This window comes from Bradyrhizobium sp. MI1.11 (assembly GCF_055811255.1).
In genome coordinates this window covers 232,030-251,864 of the sequence record NZ_JBVVPM010000006.1, presented here as the reverse complement: position 1 = coordinate 251,864, position 19,835 = coordinate 232,030, and the positions used below count along the sequence as shown (strand labels likewise).

The following is a 19,835-nucleotide window of genomic DNA, read 5'->3' as shown; positions in this document are numbered from 1 at the left end:
CTCGTCCCGGGCATCCACGTTCTCAGTGCCGCGGTTCAAGTCGTGGATGGCCGGGACAAGCCCGGCCATGACGCGTCGTGAGAGCACGGCCTCAACAGAAATGCGCGCCCTGCGTCTCCACATAGACCGCATAGAGCGACTGGCTCGCGGTCATGAACAGGCGGTTGCGCTTCTTGCCGCCGAAGCAAACGTTGGCGCAGGTCTCGGGCAACAGGATCTGCCCGATGCGCGCGCCGTCGTTCGGCGCGAACACCTGCACGCCGTCGTAGCCGGGGCCAACCCAGCCGGCGCCGACCCAGATATTGCCCTCAGTGTCGACCCGCAACCCATCGGGAAAGCCTGATTTGCCGTCGAGCTTCATGTCGATCAGCTTCTTCGGGTTCGACAGCTTCGCCCCGTCGATGTCGTAGGACCACACCACGTTCTCGGCTTGCGGATAATGCGTGATGCCGGTGTCGCAGACATAGAGCTTCTTGTAGTCGTGACTGAAAGCGATGCCGTTCGGCTTGAACGGCTCGTCGGCCACCTTCGCGACCTGGCCGCTCTGCGGATCAATGCGATAAACCGCTTCCTTCTGATACGGCTGCAGCGAGCCGGTATTGGCAAGCTTGCCCTCATAGATGCTGATCGCGCCGTAGCCGGGATCGGTGAACCAGATCGCCTTGTCGTTGGGATGCACCACCATGTCGTTCGGGCCGTTGAGCGGCTTGCCGTTGGCCTGTTCGGCCAGCGACGTCACCGAACCATCATGCTCGTAGCGGACGAGGCGGGTGCGCTCGGCGCTGATCTGGCGGCCCTCGGTGTCGAACGAGTTGCCGTTGGCCTCGTTCGACGGCTTGTGGAATTGCTCGGAGATATGGCCGTCGTCGTCGAGGTAGCGCAGCTGCCGGTTGGCGGGGATGTCGCTCCAGACGAGATATTGCCCCTGCGCATTCCACGCTGGCCCTTCCGCCCACAGGCAGCCGGTATAGAGCCGCTTGATCGCGGTGTTGCCGACCTTGGCCTTGAAGCGCTTGGGATCGATGGCAATGATGTCAGGATCGGGATAGCGCTGCGGCTCGGCATTGGCGCCGAAGTCGCGGGCGTCCGCGTTCGAGGCGAGCAGGGCAGACGCGGCGACAGTCGCGGCGCCCTTGAGCAGCGTGCGGCGGGCGAGGCCGCTGCTTGCAGTCGTGTCGTCGGAGTTGGTCAGTATTCTTGTCATGGTTTCCTCCCAAAATTGTGTTGGGAGGAAATGATCCGCCAGCAATCGGGCGTAAAGCGGAGCGATCTCCGGAGTAAGATAACCGGAGATCGCAGGGCAGAGATGCCGCAAATGCGGTCCGACGGGATTCCTTACACGGGATCCCAAGGGAAGATGTCGGCGGAGCGGTCGAGCTTGTAGAACGATCCCTTCAGCGCCGGCATGCCATGTTCCGCGATCGACTGCGGCGTCCAGCCTTCGCTCCGGTGCACCGAGCGCAGCGGACGGTTCTGGCTGAACAGGAACAGCTCGTTCATGCGTGCCCCAAAGATCTGCCCGGAGACGTCCTTGGCGGCATCGGAGAGCAGATAGGCGCAGACCGGCGCGATCTTCTCCGGGCCCATCTGCTTGATCTTCTCGACGCGCGCCTTCTCGGCTTCGGTCTCGGTCGGGATGGTGCCGATCATGCGGGTCCAGGCGAACGGCGAGACGCAGTTGGAACGGACGTTGAAGCGGCCCATGTCGAGCGCGATCGACTTCGACAGGCCGACGATGCCGAGCTTGGCGGCGGCGTAATTGGCTTGTCCAAAGTTGCCGATCAGGCCGGAGGTCGAGGTGAAGTGCACGAACGATCCGGACTCCTGCTCGCGGAAGATCCGCGCCGCCGCGTGGCTGACGTAGAACGAGCCCATCAAATGCACCTTGATGACGGCCTCGAACGCTTCCACGCTCATCTTGTGGAAGATCATGTCGCGAAGGATGCCGGCATTGTTGACCACGCCGTCGAGCCGGCCGAAATGATCGGTCGCGGTCTTCACGATCTTGCTCGCGGGGATGGCTTCGGCCACCGACTCGAAATTGGCAACCGCGGTGCCGCCGCGCTTCTTGATCTCCTCGACCACTTCCTCGGCGGGCGCGGCGCTGGTGCCGGCGCCGTCAGCGGCGACGCCGGGATCGTTGACGACGACCTTGGCACCCTCGCCAGCGCAGAGTAGCGCGATCTCCCGCCCGATGCCGCGGCCTGCGCCGGTGACGATGATGACCTTGTCTTGCAGTGATTTCGTCATGTGGGTTCTCCTGTTGTCTTACCTCGCCCCGCTTGCGGGGAGAGGTCGGATCGCATCGACGATGCGATCCGGGTGAGGGGGGACTCTCCACGAGTCCGAGTGTGTGGAAGCAGCCCCTCACCCCAACCCTCTCCCCGTAAGAACGGGGAGAGGGAGAGGCGAGCAGCTCATTACCTCTCGTTCGTAAACACGATCGTGCCCGACGCGGCGAACATGCCGCCGACGCCGTGGCACACCGAAATCTTCGCATTCGCGACCTGCGCTGGCGCAATACCGCGCATCTGCCGCACGCTCTCCTGAAGCGCATACATGCCGTACATGCCCGAATGCATGTAGCTCAAGCCGCCGCCATTGGTGTTGAGCGGCAGCTTGCCGCCTGGCCGCGTGTTGCCGTCGGCGATGAACTTGCCGGTCTCCTCGTGCGGCATGAAGCCGAGATCGCCGAGGCCGAACAGCGGTAGATGCGCAAACGCGTCGTAGATCATGAGATGGTCGACGTCCTTGTGCGCGATACCAGCCTCCTTGAAGGCGAGGGGACCGGCGGTCTTGAACGCGCGCGAGGAGTTGAACGTCTCCATCTGGCTGACCATCGGCGTCTCCACGCTCTCGCCGGTGCCCATGATGTAGACGGGCTTGCGCGGAAAATCCCTGGCGCGGTCGGCCGAGGTCAGGATCAACGCGCCGCCGCCGTCGGTGACGAGGCAGCACTGCAGCAGGCGGAACGGATAGGCGATCATGCGCGAGTTGAGGACGTCCGCGACCGTGATCGGATCCTTCATCATCGCGCGCGGATTCTTCGCCGCCCATTCCCGCTGCACCACCGCGACCGAGGCGAGTTGCTCGTGCGTGATGCCGTAGGTCTTCATGAAGCGCAGCACGGGGATCGGGAACATGCTGGGGGGGCCATAGACGCCGAACGGCGCCTCGAACTGGCCTTGCAGGCTGTCGGCGGGGATCGAACGCGGTGCCTTGCCGATCATCGACTTGCCGCTCTCGGCATGGGTGATCAGCACCGTCTTGCAGAGGCCGGCCTCGATCGCCGCGGCGGCATGGCGGACATGCAGCATGAACGAGCAGCCGCCGACTGAGGTGCCGTCCACCCAGGTCGGCTTGATGCCGAGATAGTGACAGACCTGCTGCGGCGTTTCGACCGCGGTGGCGAAACCGTCGATGTCCGACAGCTTCAGGCCGGCATCGGCGATAGCATTGAGCGCCGCATCCGCGTGAAGCTGGAGCTGCGAGGCGTTGGGGATGACACCGAGCTCGGTGGTCTCGGCCGCGCCGACGACGGCAACCTGGTCGCTGCGCATGGCCTATCCCTTCGCCGGACGGAATACGGGGAGGGTGACCTTATCGTCGAGCGCCTCGAAGGCGACCTCGAGTTTCATGTCGAGCTCGAGCGCCTCCGGTGTCTGCGGGCAGTCGATGATGTTGCTCATCATCCGCGGACCCTCGTCGAGCTCGACTACCGCGATCGCGTAAGGCGGCGTGAAGCCGGGCGCGGCGGGACGGTGGTTGATCACGTAGCTGTAGAGAAAGCCCTTGCCGCTCGCCTTGAAGATGCTGACCTTGCGCGAGGCGCAGGACGGGCAGAACGGGCGTGGCGGGAAATAGACATGCGCGCAGGCGTCGCAGCGCTGCAGGCGCAACTCACCCGCCTTGGTGCCGTCCCAGAAATGCTGGGTCTCGGGCGTCGGTTTCGGTCGCGCGCGCTGCGGTTCGGCCATCTCGGCAGGTCCTCCCAAGGCCAAGCTAAGCCCGGCTGTTGCGATCTTGATGCGACAATCGACCATGGCGCGTCAACGGTCCAGCAATGCGCATGCATGCCATCATGCGCACAATGCTTGTGTCGAAGTGAGGCAGCGCTATACATTGCGCGCAAATATTCCGTGAGACAGACATGCCCGATTTTTCGACACTGAAGAAGCTCGCCGAAGACCTCGAAAGCGGCCGCACCACCTCCCGCAAGCTGGTCGAGGCTTGCATCGCCAAAATCGCCGATCCGGCCGGCGAGGGGCAGCGTGCCTTCATCCATGTCGACAAGGATGCCGCGCTTGTGGCGGCGGATGCGATGGACGGTTTGCGCAAGGTGAAGGCGGCGCCCTCGCGCTACGCCGGTATCCCGGTCTCGATCAAGGATCTCTTCGACATCAAGGGCCAGGTGACGCGCGCCGGCTCCCGCGCGCTCGACGATTCCTCGCCGGCCGAACAGGATGCCCCCACGGTGGCGCGGCTGCGCAAGGCCGGCTTCGTCGTGATCGGGCGCACCAACATGACCGAGTTCGCCTATTCCGGCATCGGCATCAATCCGCATTACGGCACGCCAAAGGGCGCCTGGAACCGGGCCGAGGGCCACGTGCCCGGCGGTTCGTCTTCGGGTGCCGCGGTCTCTGTGCTCGACGGCATGGCGCATGGCGCGCTCGGCACCGACACCGGCGGCTCCTGCCGGATTCCGGCGGCCTATAACGGCATCGTCGGCTACAAGCCGACGCAGCGGCGCGTGCCGCTCGATGGGGCTGTGCCGCTGTCGTTCTCGCTCGACAGCATCGGGCCGCTGGCACGATCGGTCAGTTGCTGTGCCATTCTCGACGCCGTGCTCGCCAACGAGCCGATCGCCCCGCTGAAGCCTCGCCCGGTCAAGGGCATGCGGCTGGCGGTGCCGACCACGATCGCGCTCGACGACCTCGATGCGGCAGTGGCCGGGACATTTGAGCGGGCGCTCAAGACCCTTGCCGATCACGGTGCGATCATCGAGCGCATCGAGATGGCCGAATTCCACGACATCGGACCGATGAACGCCAAGGGCGGCTTTGCGGCTTCCGAAAGCTATGCCTGGCATCGCTACCTCCTCACGTCCAAGGGCGACGTCTACGATCCCAGAGTCTCCGTGCGCATCATGCGCGGCGAGGCGCAGAGCGCGGCGGACTACATCGATCTTCTCAACGAGCGCCGCTCGCTGATCGCCCGCGTCAATGCGCGCATCGCTCCCTATGACGCGCTGGTGCTGCCGACCACCGCCAACACGCCGCCGAAAATTGCGGATCTTGCCGACGACAAGGCGTTCACCAGGGAAAACCTGCGGGCGCTCCGCAATTGCACCCTGATCAACATGATCGACGGCTGCGCCATCTCGCTGCCTGCGCATCGCGAGGGCGAGATTCCGGTCGGCCTGATGCTGGCGGGCGCGGGCGGATCGGACCGCCGTATCTTCGAGCTTGCTGCCGGCATGGAGGCCGTAATTCGTGTTTGACCTGACTTTCACCGTCGACGCCCAGGACACCACCACGCCGCTGACGCTGGCGATCGACCAGATGGTCATCGCCGGCTGGACCGGCCGCGATCCGGTCGCGCGCGACAAGCACATTGCCGAGCTGCAGGAGATGGGTATCGCCCCGCCAGCCTCGACGCCGATCTACTATCGCGCCTCGGCGCGGCGCCTGACAATGGAAGACAGCATCGAGTGCACTGGCGGCGATTCCAGCGGCGAGGTCGAGTTCGTGCTGATCGGCTGGCAGGGTCGCATTTTCGTCGGCTGCGGCTCCGACCACACCGACCGCAAGGTCGAGGCCTACAACGTCACGGTGTCCAAGCAGATGTGCGACAAGCCGATCTCCTCAACGCTGTGGGAGCTCGAGGACGTCATCGGCCATTGGGACAGGATGATCCTGCGCTCCTGGGCCACCATCAAGGGCGAGCGCGTGCTCTACCAGGAGGGCACGCTGGACGCGATGCTGCCGGTCGTCGACCTGATCGCGCGCGGTTTCGAGGGTGGAAAATTCCCCGACGGGTGCGCCATGTTCGGCGGTACGTTTGCGGCGAAAGGCGGTATCCGCCCCGCCGACCGTTTCGATTTCGAGCTGGAAGATCCCGTGCTGAGGCGGACGATCAAGCACGGCTACGACGTGGTGACGCTGCCGGTGAGGGGCTAAGGTCTCTCCGCACTGTCATTGCGAGGAGCTCTTGCGACGAAGCAATCCAGACTGGTTCCGCGGAGGGATTCTGGATTGCTTCGCTGCGCTCGCAATGACGGGGGCGAGAGTCGGAAATCGGGTGGTAGAGGACGGGGCGGTCCTGCGAAGATCAGAGCCATGACAGCTACAGCACGCAAATCGCGTCAATCTGCGGCAGCCGACCCCGCCGCCCATGTCGATACCCTCGACTGGCCCCAGATCACCGCCGAACTCGACACGCACGGCTGCGCTGTCCTGAAGGGCCTGCTCACGCCGGACCAATGCCGCGCCGTCGCCGCGCTCTATCCCGACGACGCCAACTTCCGCAGCCGCATCGTCATGGGCCGCCACGGCTTTGGCCGCGGCGAGTACAAATATTTCTCCTACCCGCTGCCCGACCTGATCGCGCAATTGCGCCCGGCGCTCTACGCGCATCTCCAGGGCGTCGCCAATCGCTGGAACGAGGCGATGGGAATCGACATCCGCTACCCCGCCGAACACGCAGCGTTCCTGAAGCGCTGCCACCAGGCAGGGCAGGCGCGGCCGACGCCGCTGCTGCTGCAATATGAAGCCGGCGATTTCAACTGCCTGCATCAGGATCTCTATGGCGAGCACGTGTTCCCGCTGCAGGTCGCGATCCTCTTGTCCGAGCCCGGCCGCGATTTTGCCGGCGGCGAGTTCGTGCTGACCGAGCAGCGCCCGCGCATGCAGTCCCGTGCCGAGGTGGTTCCGCTCGCGCAGGGCGACGCGGTCGCCTTCGCTGTGCATCACCGTCCGGTGCAGGGGACACGCGGCACCTACCGCGTTAATCTCCGCCATGGCGTCAGCCGGATTCGCTCTGGCCAGCGCCACACGCTGGGTGTGATCTTTCACGATGCCAAATAAGCGCTGCCGCTGATGGCGGATTTGTTCGATAGCGTCGCCGAAGCCCAGCCGTCGCGCGAGGAGATCGCCGACGGCGCCGTGCTGTTGCGCGGCTTCGTCAAGCCGATCGAAAGCGAGTTGATCGAAGCCGTGCGCGCCATCGTGGCGCAGTCGCCGTTCCGCCGCATGACCACGCCCGGCGGTCATTTGATGTCGGTCGCCATGACCAATTGCGGCGAGCGCGGCTGGATCACCGATCATACCGGTTACCGCTATGATCCGATCGACCCGAAAACCGGTGCGCCATGGCCCGCCATGCCGTCCGTGCTGCGTGATCTCGCCGGCCGTGCGGCCGAGCAGGGCAGTTTCAAAGACTTCGCGCCCGATGCCTGCCTCGTCAACCGCTACGAGCCCGGCACGCGGCTGTCATTGCATCAGGACAAGGACGAGCTGGATTATTCGGCGCCGATCGTCTCGGTCTCGCTCGGCCTGCCCGCGACGTTCCTGTTCGGCGGCATGGCACGCAACGACAAGCCGCGTCGCTTCCGGCTCGTCCATGGCGATGTCGTAATCTGGGGCGGACCGTCACGGCTTGCCTATCACGGCGTAGCGCCGCTCGCCGATGGCGAGCATGCGCTGCTCGGGCGGACGCGGGTCAATTTGACCTTTCGCAGGACGCGCTAGTCGATCTCCTCATCCTGAGGAGCGCGCCTGTTGGCGCGCGTCTCGAAGGATGAAGGCCGAGCTGCAGCAGCGGGGCCTTCATGGTTCGAGACGGCGCTCACGCGCCTCCTCACCATGAGGATCGTCATCACGGCTTCGGCGGGTGAATGAACGCCCACGGGCTGACTTCCGAATCCCGCGTCACTTCCACCGAGATCAGATACGGCCCGCCATGGGCCAGCGCCGTCTCCATCGCCGCCTTGAACTGGTCCGGCGCGGTGACGCGTGCAGCCGCGACGCCAAAGGACTCCGCGAGCTTGACGAAATCCGGGTTGACCAGATCGGACGCCACCACGCGGCCGTCAAAACGTTCGCGCTGGTCGCGGCGGACATTGCCGTAGGCGTTGTTGTTGAACACCAGCGTCACCACGCCGATGTTGAACTGCACGGCGGTGGCAAGCTCCTGCACGCCGAACATGAAGCCGCCGTCGCCGGTGATCGCCACCACCGGCTTGTCGGGATTGGCGACCTTGGCCCCGAGCGCGGTGGGGAAGCCCGAGCCGAGCGTGCCCTGATAGCCTGATGTGATGAAGGTGCGCGGCTCGTAGATCGGGAAGCCGTACCAGGAGGCGAAACCGAACTGGGACAATTCATCGGTCACGATCGCGTTCGCCGGCAGCACCTCGCGCAGGATGTTGAGATAGGCCATCTGCGGCTGGATGCGCTGGATCTCGGCTTGGGCCGTCGCAGTCGCCTCGCGGATGTCTCCCCGCCGGCCGCTCGTCCTCGCATAGCCGGCCTTCTTCACGGCTGTGACGAGATCGGCCGTGCCGGCTTTGGCGTCGGCGACGATAGCGACATCGGAGGCAAGCCGGCGCATCTCGGCCGGATCGATGTCGACACGAATGGATTTCAGCCCCTTCGGCTGATACGGCCAGCGGAAGCCCGACGCCGGCAGCTCGGCGCGCGTGCCGATCGCGATCATCAAATCGGTCGTCGGCCACAGCTTGTAGGCCGCCGCCATCGTCAGTCCAAGCTCATGCGCATTGGAGACGATGCCGCGGCCGCTGCGGAAGGCGACGACGGGGGCGTCGATCATCTCGGCGAGTTCGAGAATCTCCTCGCGCGCTTCGATCGCGCCGCTGCCGACGAAGATCATCGGCGCCTTGCTGTTCCTGATCAGCGCGGCCGCCTGCTTGATCATATCAGGATCGGGCCGCGGCGCGGGCAAGGGATCCAGCACCTGTGCGGCGGCCGTGTCCGCGCGCTGGGTGAAGACGTCCCAGGGCATCTCGACCGAGGCGGGGCCGCGCCGTCCGGACGTCATCTCCTGGAAGGCGCGCGCAACCGTGGTTGGCGCGTTGCCGGGATATTCGATGCGGTCCGCCCATTTCACATAGGTGCGCAAGGTCGCGAGCTGGTCCGGCATCTCGTGCAGATGGCCGCGGCCCTTGCCGAGAAATTGCGTCGGCACCTGGCCGGTGACGCATAGCACCGGCTCGTTGCAGCCGAAGGCGGTGAGCAGTGCCGCGCTGGCGTTGAGCACGCCGGGGCCGGGCACCACGCTGAACACGCCGGGCCTACCGCTGGAGCGCGCATAGCCGAACGCCATGTAGCCGCAGGCCTGCTCGTGCCGCGCGCCGATCACCTTGAGCTGGGCCTGGTGGAAGGCGTCGAACAGGCCGTAGACCTGCGCGCCGGGCAGGCCGAACACGGTGTCGACGCCATGGGCGACAAGGCCGCTTACGATTGCTTCGCCGCCGGTGAGGGTGGTCATGGCACTATTCCATTTCAATCATTGTTCAGGCTTCGTCGACGACGCCGTTGCGTAATTTTCCAATGCCCTCGGCTTCGACCTCGACGACATCGCCGGGCTTCAGATAACGCGGCGGATCGAACCGTGCCCCGGCGCCGGTCGGCGTGCCCGTGATGATGATATCGCCGGGAACGAGCGTTGCGAAGGTCGAGATATAGCTGATGAGATAGCGGAACGGAAACATCAGCCGGCTGGTACGGTCGTCCTGCCGCAGCTCGCCATTGACATGCGTGGTGAGGCGAATGTCGGCGATCTGCGATTCCTGTGCGTAGGGCACCAGCCACGGGCCGAGGCTGCCGCTGGAATCGAAGTTCTTGCCCTGCGTGACATTGAACTTGGCATGGCGCAGCCAGTCGCGCACCGAGCCTTCGTTGCAGAGCGTCAGCGCGGCGATGTAGTCGAGCGCAGAATTTTCCGGAATGTGCCGGCCCGCCTTGCCGATCACCAGCACGATCTCGCCCTCATAGTCGAGCTGCGCGGAGGCGCGCGGGCGCACCAGCGGCGTGTCATGGCCGACGAAGGAGCGCGGCGAGCGCATGAACATGCTCGGATATTTCGGCGCGTCCTGGCCGTCCTTGTACTCGGCATTGCGATCGGGATAGTTGACGCCGATGCAGATGATCTTTTCCGGCGCGGGCACCGGCGGCAGCCAGATGATGTCACCGAGCGCGTGATCGGGGGTGCGGCTGGCGGCCTCCTCGGCGAGGCTCGCGAGCTTTCCTGCGGCGATCACCTCGCGCAGCGTGGGATAGTCTTTGCCGTGGCGCGCCGAGAGATCGACGATGCCGCCGTCGACGACGGCGCCGTAGCGGATTGCACCCTTGACGGAATAGGTGGAGAGGTGAGGGAGGGTCATTGCTTAATCCGCCACCAGCACGTCGGCCACGAACTTCGGCTCACGCACGGCTTGCCCGGAGAACGGCGAGCCCTGCTCGAACCAGGAGCGCGGGGCGGGCGCGCCCCACAATGTCTGGCGGCGCGGATCGCGCAGCGACCAGCGCAGCGGCTCGTGGTCGTGATCGCCGGTGAAGTAATCGCTGGTGTAGAGCTCCAGACGGTGCCCATCGGGATCACGGACGTAGAGGAAGAACGCATTCGAGATGCCATGGCGGCCGGGACCACGCTCGATGTTCTTCACGAAGCCCTGCGAGGCCATGACGTCGCAGAGATGGATGATGTTCATCGCCGTCGGCGTCCAGTACGCGAAGTGGTGCAGCCGCGGGCCCTTGCCGTTGGTGATCGCAAAATCGTGGACATTGCCCTTGCGATGCATCCAGGCCGCGGCGATGCGCCCGTTCGGTCCGTCCTCCTCGGCGTATTCGGTGAGGCGAAAGCCGAGCCGGGCATAGAATTCAACGGTGTCCTGCACTTCGGCGGCGAAAACGTTGAAATGGTCGAGCCGCTGCGGATGGCAGCCCCTGTAGAGGTCGTAGCGGCGCAGCAGATGCGGCCGCCGCTCCATCGATGCATACAGCTCGATCTGGAAGCCGAAGGGATCGGTGAACTGCAGCGTCCGGCCCTGGAAGGGCTGATCGGCGAAGGCGTAGCCCAGGCCGTTCTCGGACAGGAACTTTGCGGCCTTGTCCAGATCCCCGTCATTGCCGACCTTGAAACCGAGCCGGTTGCAGGCAGGCGCCGCCGCCTTGCGCAACACCAGTGAGTGATGCTGATGTTCCTCAGCGGCGCGCAAATAGACGACCTTGTCGTCGGCGTCCTCGACATGCAGGCCGACAACGCTTTCATAGAACTCGCGGCTGAGCTTCAGATCGGTCACGTCCAGCACGGCGTGGCTGGAGCGGATGATGTTGAACGGCGGCTCGAAGATATGTTGCGGTACGGGCATTGCGTTTCCCCTCTCGGCCCTTGTCATTCCGGGGCGCGGAGCGCGAGCCCGGAATCCATTCTTCCACTAACTCTGCTGCGCGATGGATTCCGGGTTCGGCTCTTCGAGCCGCCCCGGAATGGCAGTTAAATTCCCAGCTTCTGAATCTTGTGCGTGCCCCGCGCCAGCGAGACGTGCTTGGTTTCCATGTAGAAGTCGAACGAATAGTCGCCGCCGTCGCGGCCGATGCCTGAAGCCTTCATGCCGCCGAACGGCGTCGGCAAATGGCGGACGTTTTCCGAGTTCAGCCAGATCATGCCGGCCTCCAGCGCATCCGCGACACGCAACGCGCGGCCGACATCGTTGGTCCAGACATAGCCGGTCAGGCCGTAGCGAATGTCGTTGGCGATCTCGATCGCGTCTGCTTCGTCCTTGAAGGGCAGCACGGTGAGGAAGGGGCCGAACACCTCTTCCTGCGCCACGCGCATCTTGCCGTGTGCGCCGGTCACCAAAGTCGGCTCGACATAATGTCCGCCGCCCGGGCCGTCATAGGCCTTGCCGCCCACGGCAATCGTCGCGCCGTCCTGGCGTGCGACGTCGAAATAGGAGCAGACCTTCGCCAGATGCCGCTCATGAATCAGCGGGCCGATCTCGGTGGCGGGATCGAGGGGATGGCCGACCTTCAGGGCTCTTACCCGCGCGGTCAGCTTCTCGATGAACTTTTCGGCGATGCCGGCCTGGATCAGCAGGCGGCTCGACGACGTGCAGCGCTCGCCGTTGAGCGAGTAGATCATGAACACGACGGCATCGAGCGCGCGGTCGAGGTCGGCGTCGTCGAACACGATCACGGGGTTCTTGCCGCCGAGCTCGAAATGCACGCGCTTCAAGGTCGGCGCGCCCTGAATCATGATCGCGGATCCCGTCGAGCTTTCGCCGACGAAGCCGATCGCCTTGATGGCAGGATGCTCGGTCAGCGCCTTGCCGGCCTCTTCGCCAAAACCGTGGACGGTGTTGAGCACGCCGTCGGGCACGCCGGCTTCCTTGACGAGCTTCGCGAGAATAGCCGCCGTGATCGGCGACCACTCCGCCGGCTTGTGCACGACGGTGCATCCCGCCGCGAGGGCAGGCGCGATCTTCCAGGTCGAGAGCATGAACGGCGTATTCCACGGCGTGATGACGCCGACCGGCCCAATCGGCACGCGGGTCGAGACGTTCCAATGCTCGTCGCTCGGCGTGTTCTTGCCGTCGCGCGCCTCGCCGCATCGATCGGCAAAGAAGCGGAAGTTCTCGGCGGCGCGGATCGCAGCCTTGGCCATGAAGCGATAGGCCTGGCCGGTGTCGATGCATTCGAGCACCGCGATGTCCTCGGCATTGTCCTCGATGGCGTCGGCGACGCGATGCAGCAGCTTCTTCCGCATCGCTGGGCCCATGTCGCGCCAGGATTTGAAGGCGAGGGCGGCAGCGGTGGCGGCGCGATCGACGTCCTCGGCATTGCCGCGGGCGACGCTCGCGAGCGTGGCGCCGTCGACCGGCGATTTCGTCTCGAAGGTCTCGCCCGAGATCGACGGCACGATCTTGCCGTCGATCATGTGGCCGATACCGTCGGCACGCAGAGACTTCAGCAGCGGCGCGACCCGGTCGCGGTTGGCCTGGAATACATCGGCTTTCGGCGTGGTCTTATCCATGGGCGGCCTCCGCTTTCAGGGCGTCGTGGATGTTGTTGCGCTTCCAGCTCGTGTCCTTGTCGTTGATCTGCATGTCGAACGAGAGCGCGAATTTCGAGCTTGCGAAGACGGAATCGAGATGGCGGGAGAGCGCCTGGAAGATTTGTTCGCCGGCCTCCTTGCGGGTCTTGAGGTCACGGCCTTCGCCGATGCGCAGCACCATGTCGAGAAAGCCGTAGTCCTGCCGCGCGTCCGCAATCGCATAATGCTCGCATCTGACGGCGCGGACGCGGATGCCCCCGAGCGGGAAGATGCCGGTCTCGACCGCCGCCTTGCGCACCACCTCGCACGCCGCGCCGATGTCGAGGCGGTCGTCGAGATTGGCCGAATATTCGATCGTGAAATGCGGCATCGCGGTTTCACTCCCTGTCTTTACTTGTTCGTCAGGCGAAGTAGCAGCTCACCGAGCCGTAGGCGCCATAATCGGCCTGAATTGTGTCGCCCTTGCGGGTCTCGATCGGACGGATGAAGGAGCCCGCGAGCACGATTTGTCCGGGCTCGAGCGCAAGGCCGAGCGGTGCGATCTTGTTGGCGAGCCAGGCAACGGCCGTTGCGGGATGATTGAGCACGCCGGCGGCAAGGCCAGTCTCTTCGAGCTGACCATTCTTGAAACAGAGCGCGCCGATCCAGCGCAGATCAGCATCCAGCGGGCGGATCGGCCGTCCGCCGAGCACGATGCCGGCGTTCGCCGCGTTGTCGGCGATGGTGTCGAAGATCTTTCGCGTCGCCTTGGTCTGAGGATCGACGCGCTCGATCCGCGTGTCCAGAATCTCCAGCGCCGGCACCACGAAGTCGGTGGCGTTGAGCACGTCGAATAGCGTGCAGTCGGGGCCCGCGAGGCGCTTGCTCATGACGAAGGCGAGCTCGGCTTCCACGCGCGTCGCGATGAAGCGCTCCGTCGGGACGAGGCCACCATCGGCAAAGAACATGTCGTCGAGCAACACGCCGGAATCCGGCTCGTTGATCCCAAGCGCGCTCTGCATCGCCTTCGAGGTCAGGCCGATCTTGTGTCCCCTGACGATGCGCCTCTCGGCGATCTTGATATCGACCCAAGCCTTCTGAATCGCGTAGGCGTCAGCGATGCTGATGTCGGGGAAGTCCTGCGAGAGCTGCCGGATCTGCGTACGGGTCTTCTCCGCCTGGTGCAGACGGTTCGCGCAAGCTCGGATATCGTCGTTTGAAAGCGCCATGTGTAATCTTACAGATCGTGGTGCCGGAAGATACTTAACATGTTAAGTGAATGCGTCAAACACAATTTGGCTTGCTGCACTGCAAACGTTTCGCGGCTTGAAAGGGCGTCATGACGAAGAGACCGGCTGATCCCGCGAACGGAAGCGAGCCCGCCGTGCGGCAGGTGCCGATGCGCGACTTCTCGCGCTCGCTGCCGATGTCGTTGCTGCGGGCACGCGAAGCGGTGATGCGGCAATTCCGTCCCTCGTTGCGTGAGCATGGCCTGACCGAGCAGCAATGGCGCATTCTGCGCGCGCTCGCGGCAATCGACACGGTCGAGGTCACGGAACTCGCGCGCACGGCGTTCCTGCTCGGACCGAGCCTGTCGCGCATCCTGCGCGATCTGGAGGCGCGCAGCCTGATCGAGCGCAAGACCGCGAAGGCGGACCAGCGCCGCAGCATGGTTTCGATCTCGGAAAAAGGCGTGAAGCTGATGGCCTCGGTGGCGCCGTCCTCCGAAGCGATCTATGCGGAGATCACGCGACGCTTCGGCGCACGCAAGCTCGTCGAGTTGCAGGAGATGCTCGGCGAACTCGAACAGAGTCTCGCAGGGCTCGGCGCAAGCGAGGAGGCAAGTGCCGAGGAGTGAAAGCAGATATGCGCGAGCGCGCGGCAACAATCATGGACATCGCCGCATTTTTTCGCTCAAGTGCCGCTCAAGCCGATCGCTGCAAAATCGGCGCGCCGGAACGGATTGCGCCGCCTTTGCCAGTGACACCTTGCGCCATCGCGAGCGTAGCGCGGCGGTCGGGATCGCGCTAATAACGGCATCGTGCTGTCGCGGCGCTCGTCATGGTGACGAAGGTCCAAAACAAAGAAGGAAGGCAACGTGGCGAACAAGGTCAAGGAAATCTGGAAGTCGGGCAAGGCCGTGGTCAACGCGTGGCTCGCGATTCCCTCCGGCTTCTCGGCCGAGATGATCGCGCAATGCGGCTTCGACAGCGTCACCGTCGACATGCAGCACGGCGTGCAGGATTATCTGTCGATGGTGCAGTGCTTCCAGGCGATGGACAAGCACCCGATCACGCCGATGGTCCGCGTGCCCTGGAACGAGCCCGGCATCATCGGCAAGGTGCTCGATGGCGGCGCCTATGGCGTGATCTGCCCGATGGTCAACACGCCGCAGGAAGCCAGGAACCTCGTGTCCTATTCCAAGTACCCGCCGAAGGGCGTGCGCTCCAACGGACCGATTCGCGCCGGCATGTACGGCACCGCGGGCTCCTACCAGAAGACGGCCAACGACGACATCGTGCTGCTGCCGATGATGGAGACCAGGACCGCGGTCGAGAACATGGAAGCGATCTTCGACGTCGAAGGCATCGACGGCGTCTATATCGGCCCGTCCGACCTCGGCTTCTCCTACGGCCTCGAGCCGAAACTCGATCGCACCGAGCCCGAAATCCTCGCGATCTACGAGAAGATCGTCAAGGAGTGCGGCAAGCGCGGCCTCAACCCCGGCATCCATTGCAGCGGCGCCGAAGGTGCCGCGCGCGCCATCAACATGGGCTTCAAGCTGGTGACGCTGTCGAACGAGGTCGGTCTGATGACGACCTACGCCAAGATGCAGGTCAACGCCACCCGGAAGGATTCCGGCGGCAAGGCCTGATCTCTCTCTGTGTCCCGGACGCGGTGCGGCGCGTAGCGCCGCTCCGCAGAGCCGGGACCCAGAAGCCAGTGAAGCACATTACGTAAACAACTGGGGCCCCGGCTCAGCAGCGCACCGTTTCAGGCTGCGCTGCGTCCGGGGCATGATAGTTTCGATACAGGAGACATCCCATGACCATCAGCCCCGTCATTCGCCTGCATCCCGATGATGGCGTGCTGATCGCGCGCGCAAGCCTGCCGCCGGGAACATCGGTGGCCGACGGCGTGACCACGGTCGAGCGCATTCCTTCCGGCCACAAGGTCGCGATCAAGCCGATCGCAGTCGGCGAGCCGGTGATACGGTATGGCCAGATCATCGGGTTTGCGACGGTGCCGATCGCGCCGGGCCAGCACGTGCACGTGCAGAATTGCGGCATGGGCGATTTTGCCAAGGACTATGCCTATTGCGCCGACGTCAAGCCGACGCCGAATTTCGATCTGCCGGCGAGCTTCGAAGGCATCCGCCGTCCGGACGGCCGCGTCGCCACGCGCAACTATATCGGCATCCTCACATCGGTGAATTGCAGCGCGCATGTCGCAAGCCTCGTCGCCGACGTGTTCAAGAAAAATCCGTTCACCGGCGACAATCCGCTGGCCGACTTCCCGAATGTCGACGGCGTGGTCGCGCTGACCCACAAGACCGGCTGCGGCATGACGCAGAACGAGCCGCTAGCGCTGCTCCGCCGTACGCTCGGCGGCTATGCGCGGCACGTGAACTTCTCCCACGTCATCGTGCTCGGCCTCGGCTGCGAGGTGAACCAGATCGGCGGCCTGATGGAAGAGCAGAAGCTCGCCGGCCGTCTGCGCGCGATGGACATCCAGGAGGTCGGCGGCACCCGCAAGACGGTGGAGGCGGGCATCGCGTTCGTGCGCGAGGCGCTCGCGGAGTCCAACAAGGTCAAGCGCGAATCCGTACCGGTGCGCGAATTGACCGTGGCGCTGCAATGCGGCGGATCGGATGGCTATTCCGGTGTCTCCGCCAATCCGGCGCTGGGCGCGGCCAGCGATCTCATCGTGCGTCACGGCGGCACCGTGATCCTGTCGGAGACGCCGGAGACCTATGGTGCCGAGCATCTGCTGACGCGCCGCGCCGTCAGCCGCGAGGTCGGCGAGAAGCTGGTCGATCTCATGCGCTGGTGGGACGAATACACGACGCGCGAAGGCGCCGAGATGAACGCCAATCCAAGCCCGGGCAACAAGGCCGGCGGTCTCACCACCATTTTGGAGAAGTCGCTCGGCGCGATGGCGAAGGCCGGCACCACCAATCTCGTCGAAGTGCTGCGCTACGCCGAACCCATCACCAAGAAGGGTTTCGTGTTCATGGACACGCCCGGCTACGATCCCGTTGCCGCGACCGGACAGGTCGCCGGCGGCGCCAACCTCGTCTGCTTCACCACGGGCCGCGGCAGCGTGTTCGGCTGCAAGCCGGCGCCCTCGATCAAGCTCGCCACCAACACGCCCATGTATAAGCGCATGGAAGAGGACATGGACGTCAATTGCGGCACCATCCTCGAAGGCGAGGAGAGCGTCCAGCAGTGCGGCCAGCGCATTTTCGATCTCATCCTCAAGACCGCGTCCGGACAGCCGACCAAGAGCGAGAGTTTTGATTTCGGCGGCGCCGAGTTCGCGCCATGGGTGCTGGGCGCGACGATGTAACCTCGTTGTTGCGCGCCGGCGGTAGCCCGACACTACAAGCGATGCTCCTAAGTAATGATACGGAGCCGTCAAGTGATCACGGGGGTTCCCGCGGTCACACCTGATTAACATCTTCTGCCGTAATCCCTGGGAGGATGCGAGCTCCACTCATTTGGAGCGTTCGCCCTTCGTGAGGATTCGTCAACGATGACGCGTGCGATACGGCCGACCGGCGTGGAAAATCTCCTCGGAGAGGAGGAGCTGATCGTGTCGAAGACCGACCTCAAGGCCGCATCACCTACGCCAACGATGTCTTCATCCGTATGGCGCAGTACTCCTGGAAGGAGCTGATGGGCGCCCCCCACAGCCTGATCCGCCACCCCGAGATGCCACGCTCCGTCTTCAAGCTGCTGTGGGACACGCTCCAGTCCAGGCAGGAGATCTTCGCCTACGTCGTCAACCTCGCGAAGGACGGCAGCCATTACTGGGTGTTCGCCCACGTCACGCCGACATTCGATGAGCGTGGCGATATCGTCGGCTATCACTCCAACCGTCGCAGACCCGATCCCGCGCAGATCGAGCGTATCAAGCCGATCTACAAGGCGCTGTGCGCGGAAGAGGCGCGGCATGCCAATGCCAAGGACGGCATGCATGCGAGCTTCGAGGCGATGGTCGGGCTGCTCAAGCAACAGGGTGTCGGTTACGATGAATTTGTGCTCTCTCTCTAAGGCGCAGGGAGCGACCGCGCTCGCATCCGTTCTTGCCGTCGTCGCGTTCGTGCTCTCGCTCGCCGGTACGACCGGAGTTTCCGGCGCGGCGTTGCTTGGCGTCACGGTCGTGCTGCTCGTCTATGCCGTCTGGTGCCAGCACCGCACGGCGGTGGCCGTCGACGAGGTGGCAGGCGTGTGCCGCAAGGCCGCAGGTGGCGACCTCGAGGCGCGCATCCTCAGCATCCGCCAGGCCGGACGGATCGGCGCCATTCAGAAGTCGGTCAACGACATGCTCGACATCACCGATGCCTATTTGCGGGAAGCTTCTGCGTCGATGGACTATGCAAGCCGCGGTAAATATTTCCGCAAGATCCTCGCGCACGGATTACCCGGCTCGTTCCGCCGTTCAGCCACCGTCATCAATTCCGGCACCGACAGCCTCGGCCGTCGCGTGGTCGAGATCGCGGACCTCGCAAAGCAGTTCGGCACCCATCTCGACCAGGTCGCCGGCACTCTGATGGGCGCGGCAACCGATCTCGAATCCGACGCCGGCCAGATGGCGGCGGCGGCCGAGAAGACCAGCCGACAGACGTCCGGCGTGCTCAGTGCGTCCGACCAGGCCTCGCGCAACGTCGCCACCGTCGCCAGCGCCGCAGAGCAGCTCGCATCATCGATCGCCGAGATCAGCCGGCAGGTGGCCGGTTCGACCACGAGCACGGGGCGGGCGGTGAACGAAGCCAATCGTGCCGGCAGCGAGATTCGCATGCTTGCGGATGCAGCGATGCGGATTGGCGACGTGGTCAAGCTGATCAGCGAGATCGCCGAGCAGACCAATCTCTTGGCGCTCAACGCCACCATCGAGGCCGCGCGGGCAGGCGAGGCCGGCCGCGGCTTCGCCGTGGTCGCATCCGAGGTCAAGAGCCTCGCCAACCAGACCGCGAAGGCGACCGAGGAGATCAGCGCCAAGGTCGGCGAGATGCAGCAATCGACCACCAATTCGGTCGCCGCCGTCGAGGCGATCGCGCAGACCATCACCGAGATCAACGGCATCACCGCCTCGATCGCGACCTCGATCGAGCAGCAGGGTCTCGCCACCCGTGAGATCGCCCGCAACGTCCAGGAAGCCTCGGCCGGTACCTCGCAAATGTCCTCCAACGTCACCGGCATCAGCGAAGCCGCCGCCGACACGGGCCGTGTGGCGAGCCGCGTCAACAGCGCCTCCGAACGCGTCCATGGCGAGGTCGAGACGCTCCGGCGCGAGGTGACGCAATTCCTGCAACGGCTGACGTCAGCGGCGTAGGGCCTTCGATGCAGATGCACTCTGCTAACCCTCTCCCCTTGTGGGAGAGGGTGGCTCGCCGCTCAGCAGCGAGACGGGCGAGGGGTCTCTCTCCGCGCGCACCTCTCACGCCGGAATTCGCGGAGACGTACCCCTCATCCGGCGCTTCGCGCCACCTTCTCCCACAAGGGGAGAAGGAAGAAAGCGACCGCCCGCACCTTGCGTAGGCACCCTTTGCCCGTTGTTAG

The 19,835-nt window shown here is 64.6% G+C and carries 18 protein-coding genes and 1 pseudogene; 9 read left to right on the top strand and 10 right to left on the bottom strand.

Annotated features, from left to right (window positions below; genetic code table 11):
• Window positions 1-91: 91 nt before the first annotated feature.
• The 4 genes from AC0L30_RS09080 to AC0L30_RS09065 all read right to left on the bottom strand — a co-directional run bounded on the left by AC0L30_RS09080 (window position 92) and on the right by AC0L30_RS09065 (window position 3,977).
• Entirely contained in the window at window positions 92-1,204 is a 1,113-nt protein-coding gene (locus tag AC0L30_RS09080; protein ID WP_007593676.1) for an SMP-30/gluconolactonase/LRE family protein, read from the bottom strand.
• Window positions 1,205-1,335: 131 nt separating this feature from the next.
• Window positions 1,336-2,250 (bottom strand): SDR family oxidoreductase, encoded by a 915-nt coding sequence (locus AC0L30_RS09075; RefSeq protein WP_007593675.1) that lies wholly within the window; start codon window positions 2,248-2,250, stop codon window positions 1,336-1,338.
• Between the two features lie 170 nt (window positions 2,251-2,420).
• Window positions 2,421-3,560, bottom strand: coding sequence for a thiolase C-terminal domain-containing protein (locus tag AC0L30_RS09070; RefSeq protein ID WP_473256081.1), 1,140 nt, complete (start codon window positions 3,558-3,560; stop codon window positions 2,421-2,423).
• A gap of 3 nt (window positions 3,561-3,563) precedes the next feature.
• A complete protein-coding gene (locus AC0L30_RS09065) occupies window positions 3,564-3,977 on the bottom strand; it encodes a Zn-ribbon domain-containing OB-fold protein (RefSeq protein ID WP_007593674.1) in 414 nt (137 codons plus the stop codon).
• Between the two features lie 173 nt (window positions 3,978-4,150).
• Between AC0L30_RS09065 and AC0L30_RS09060 the strand changes: the two genes are divergently transcribed.
• From AC0L30_RS09060 to alkB, 4 genes are all read left to right on the top strand, one after another.
• A complete protein-coding gene (locus AC0L30_RS09060) occupies window positions 4,151-5,500 on the top strand; it encodes an amidase (RefSeq protein ID WP_007593673.1) in 1,350 nt (449 codons plus the stop codon).
• Window positions 5,493-6,179 (top strand): DUF2848 domain-containing protein, encoded by a 687-nt coding sequence (locus AC0L30_RS09055; RefSeq protein ID WP_007593672.1) that lies wholly within the window; start codon window positions 5,493-5,495, stop codon window positions 6,177-6,179. Before AC0L30_RS09060 ends, AC0L30_RS09055 begins: the two co-directional genes overlap by 8 nt.
• Window positions 6,180-6,338: 159 nt before the next feature.
• A complete protein-coding gene (locus AC0L30_RS09050; protein WP_007593670.1) occupies window positions 6,339-7,085 on the top strand; it encodes a 2OG-Fe(II) oxygenase in 747 nt (248 codons plus the stop codon).
• Between the two features lie 9 nt (window positions 7,086-7,094).
• Window positions 7,095-7,748, top strand: coding sequence for a DNA oxidative demethylase AlkB (gene alkB / locus AC0L30_RS09045; RefSeq protein WP_473404146.1), 654 nt, complete (start codon window positions 7,095-7,097; stop codon window positions 7,746-7,748).
• A gap of 127 nt (window positions 7,749-7,875) precedes the next feature.
• Here the strand turns inward: alkB and AC0L30_RS09040 are convergent, their stop codons facing one another.
• From AC0L30_RS09040 to hpaH, 6 genes are all read right to left on the bottom strand, one after another.
• Window positions 7,876-9,504, bottom strand: coding sequence for a thiamine pyrophosphate-dependent enzyme (locus AC0L30_RS09040; protein WP_007593667.1), 1,629 nt, complete (start codon window positions 9,502-9,504; stop codon window positions 7,876-7,878).
• A 25-nt stretch (window positions 9,505-9,529) separates the two neighbouring features.
• Window positions 9,530-10,399 carry a fumarylacetoacetate hydrolase family protein gene (locus tag AC0L30_RS09035; protein WP_007593665.1) on the bottom strand — a complete coding sequence of 290 codons (870 nt, stop codon included), beginning with the start codon at window positions 10,397-10,399 and terminating at the stop codon, window positions 9,530-9,532.
• A gap of 3 nt (window positions 10,400-10,402) precedes the next feature.
• Window positions 10,403-11,386 (bottom strand): 3,4-dihydroxyphenylacetate 2,3-dioxygenase, encoded by a 984-nt coding sequence (hpaD, locus tag AC0L30_RS09030; RefSeq protein WP_007593664.1) that lies wholly within the window; start codon window positions 11,384-11,386, stop codon window positions 10,403-10,405.
• Between the two features lie 125 nt (window positions 11,387-11,511).
• Window positions 11,512-13,050: a 5-carboxymethyl-2-hydroxymuconate semialdehyde dehydrogenase gene (gene hpaE, locus AC0L30_RS09025; RefSeq protein WP_007593663.1), complete on the bottom strand. Its 1,539-nt coding sequence runs from the start codon at window positions 13,048-13,050 to the stop codon at window positions 11,512-11,514.
• Window positions 13,043-13,441, bottom strand: coding sequence for a 5-carboxymethyl-2-hydroxymuconate Delta-isomerase (locus tag AC0L30_RS09020; RefSeq protein ID WP_007593662.1), 399 nt, complete (start codon window positions 13,439-13,441; stop codon window positions 13,043-13,045). Before AC0L30_RS09020 ends, hpaE begins: the two co-directional genes overlap by 8 nt.
• Window positions 13,442-13,472: 31 nt before the next feature.
• Complete coding sequence (hpaH, locus tag AC0L30_RS09015) at window positions 13,473-14,279, bottom strand: 2-oxo-hept-4-ene-1,7-dioate hydratase (RefSeq protein ID WP_219684788.1); 807 nt, start codon at window positions 14,277-14,279, stop codon at window positions 13,473-13,475.
• 110 nt (window positions 14,280-14,389) lie between these two features.
• Between hpaH and hpaR the strand changes: the two genes are divergently transcribed.
• The 5 genes and pseudogenes from hpaR to AC0L30_RS08990 all read left to right on the top strand — a co-directional run bounded on the left by hpaR (window position 14,390) and on the right by AC0L30_RS08990 (window position 19,608).
• Window positions 14,390-14,908 (top strand): homoprotocatechuate degradation operon regulator HpaR, encoded by a 519-nt coding sequence (gene hpaR, locus AC0L30_RS09010; protein ID WP_007593660.1) that lies wholly within the window; start codon window positions 14,390-14,392, stop codon window positions 14,906-14,908.
• 240 nt (window positions 14,909-15,148) lie between these two features.
• Window positions 15,149-15,925: an HpcH/HpaI aldolase family protein gene (locus AC0L30_RS09005; protein ID WP_007593655.1), complete on the top strand. Its 777-nt coding sequence runs from the start codon at window positions 15,149-15,151 to the stop codon at window positions 15,923-15,925.
• Window positions 15,926-16,095: 170 nt separating this feature from the next.
• Window positions 16,096-17,619 (top strand): UxaA family hydrolase, encoded by a 1,524-nt coding sequence (locus AC0L30_RS09000; protein ID WP_007593654.1) that lies wholly within the window; start codon window positions 16,096-16,098, stop codon window positions 17,617-17,619.
• Between the two features lie 186 nt (window positions 17,620-17,805).
• Window positions 17,806-18,326 (top strand): annotated as a pseudogene (locus AC0L30_RS08995) (PAS domain-containing protein).
• Entirely contained in the window at window positions 18,304-19,608 is a 1,305-nt protein-coding gene (locus AC0L30_RS08990) for a methyl-accepting chemotaxis protein (RefSeq protein WP_007593653.1), read from the top strand. The pseudogene AC0L30_RS08995 and the gene AC0L30_RS08990 overlap by 23 nt, the downstream one beginning before the upstream one ends.
• Window positions 19,609-19,835: the final 227 nt, after the last annotated feature.

Coding starts and splice junctions, on each gene's coding strand:
- AC0L30_RS09000 (WP_007593654.1), top strand. CDS start 16,096: ATGACCATCAGCCCCGTCATTCGCCTGCATCCCGATGATGGCGTGCTG.
- AC0L30_RS09020 (WP_007593662.1), bottom strand. CDS start 13,441: ATGCCGCATTTCACGATCGAATATTCGGCCAATCTCGACGACCGCCTC.
- AC0L30_RS08990 (WP_007593653.1), top strand. CDS start 18,304: ATGAATTTGTGCTCTCTCTCTAAGGCGCAGGGAGCGACCGCGCTCGCA.
- AC0L30_RS09050 (WP_007593670.1), top strand. CDS start 6,339: ATGACAGCTACAGCACGCAAATCGCGTCAATCTGCGGCAGCCGACCCC.
- hpaR (WP_007593660.1), top strand. CDS start 14,390: ATGACGAAGAGACCGGCTGATCCCGCGAACGGAAGCGAGCCCGCCGTG.
- hpaH (WP_219684788.1), bottom strand. CDS start 14,279: ATGGCGCTTTCAAACGACGATATCCGAGCTTGCGCGAACCGTCTGCAC.
- AC0L30_RS09035 (WP_007593665.1), bottom strand. CDS start 10,399: ATGACCCTCCCTCACCTCTCCACCTATTCCGTCAAGGGTGCAATCCGC.
- AC0L30_RS09075 (WP_007593675.1), bottom strand. CDS start 2,250: ATGACGAAATCACTGCAAGACAAGGTCATCATCGTCACCGGCGCAGGC.
- AC0L30_RS09070 (WP_473256081.1), bottom strand. CDS start 3,560: ATGCGCAGCGACCAGGTTGCCGTCGTCGGCGCGGCCGAGACCACCGAG.
- AC0L30_RS09065 (WP_007593674.1), bottom strand. CDS start 3,977: ATGGCCGAACCGCAGCGCGCGCGACCGAAACCGACGCCCGAGACCCAG.
- AC0L30_RS09060 (WP_007593673.1), top strand. CDS start 4,151: ATGCCCGATTTTTCGACACTGAAGAAGCTCGCCGAAGACCTCGAAAGC.
- hpaD (WP_007593664.1), bottom strand. CDS start 11,386: ATGCCCGTACCGCAACATATCTTCGAGCCGCCGTTCAACATCATCCGC.
- AC0L30_RS09040 (WP_007593667.1), bottom strand. CDS start 9,504: ATGACCACCCTCACCGGCGGCGAAGCAATCGTAAGCGGCCTTGTCGCC.
- AC0L30_RS09080 (WP_007593676.1), bottom strand. CDS start 1,204: ATGACAAGAATACTGACCAACTCCGACGACACGACTGCAAGCAGCGGC.
- hpaE (WP_007593663.1), bottom strand. CDS start 13,050: ATGGATAAGACCACGCCGAAAGCCGATGTATTCCAGGCCAACCGCGAC.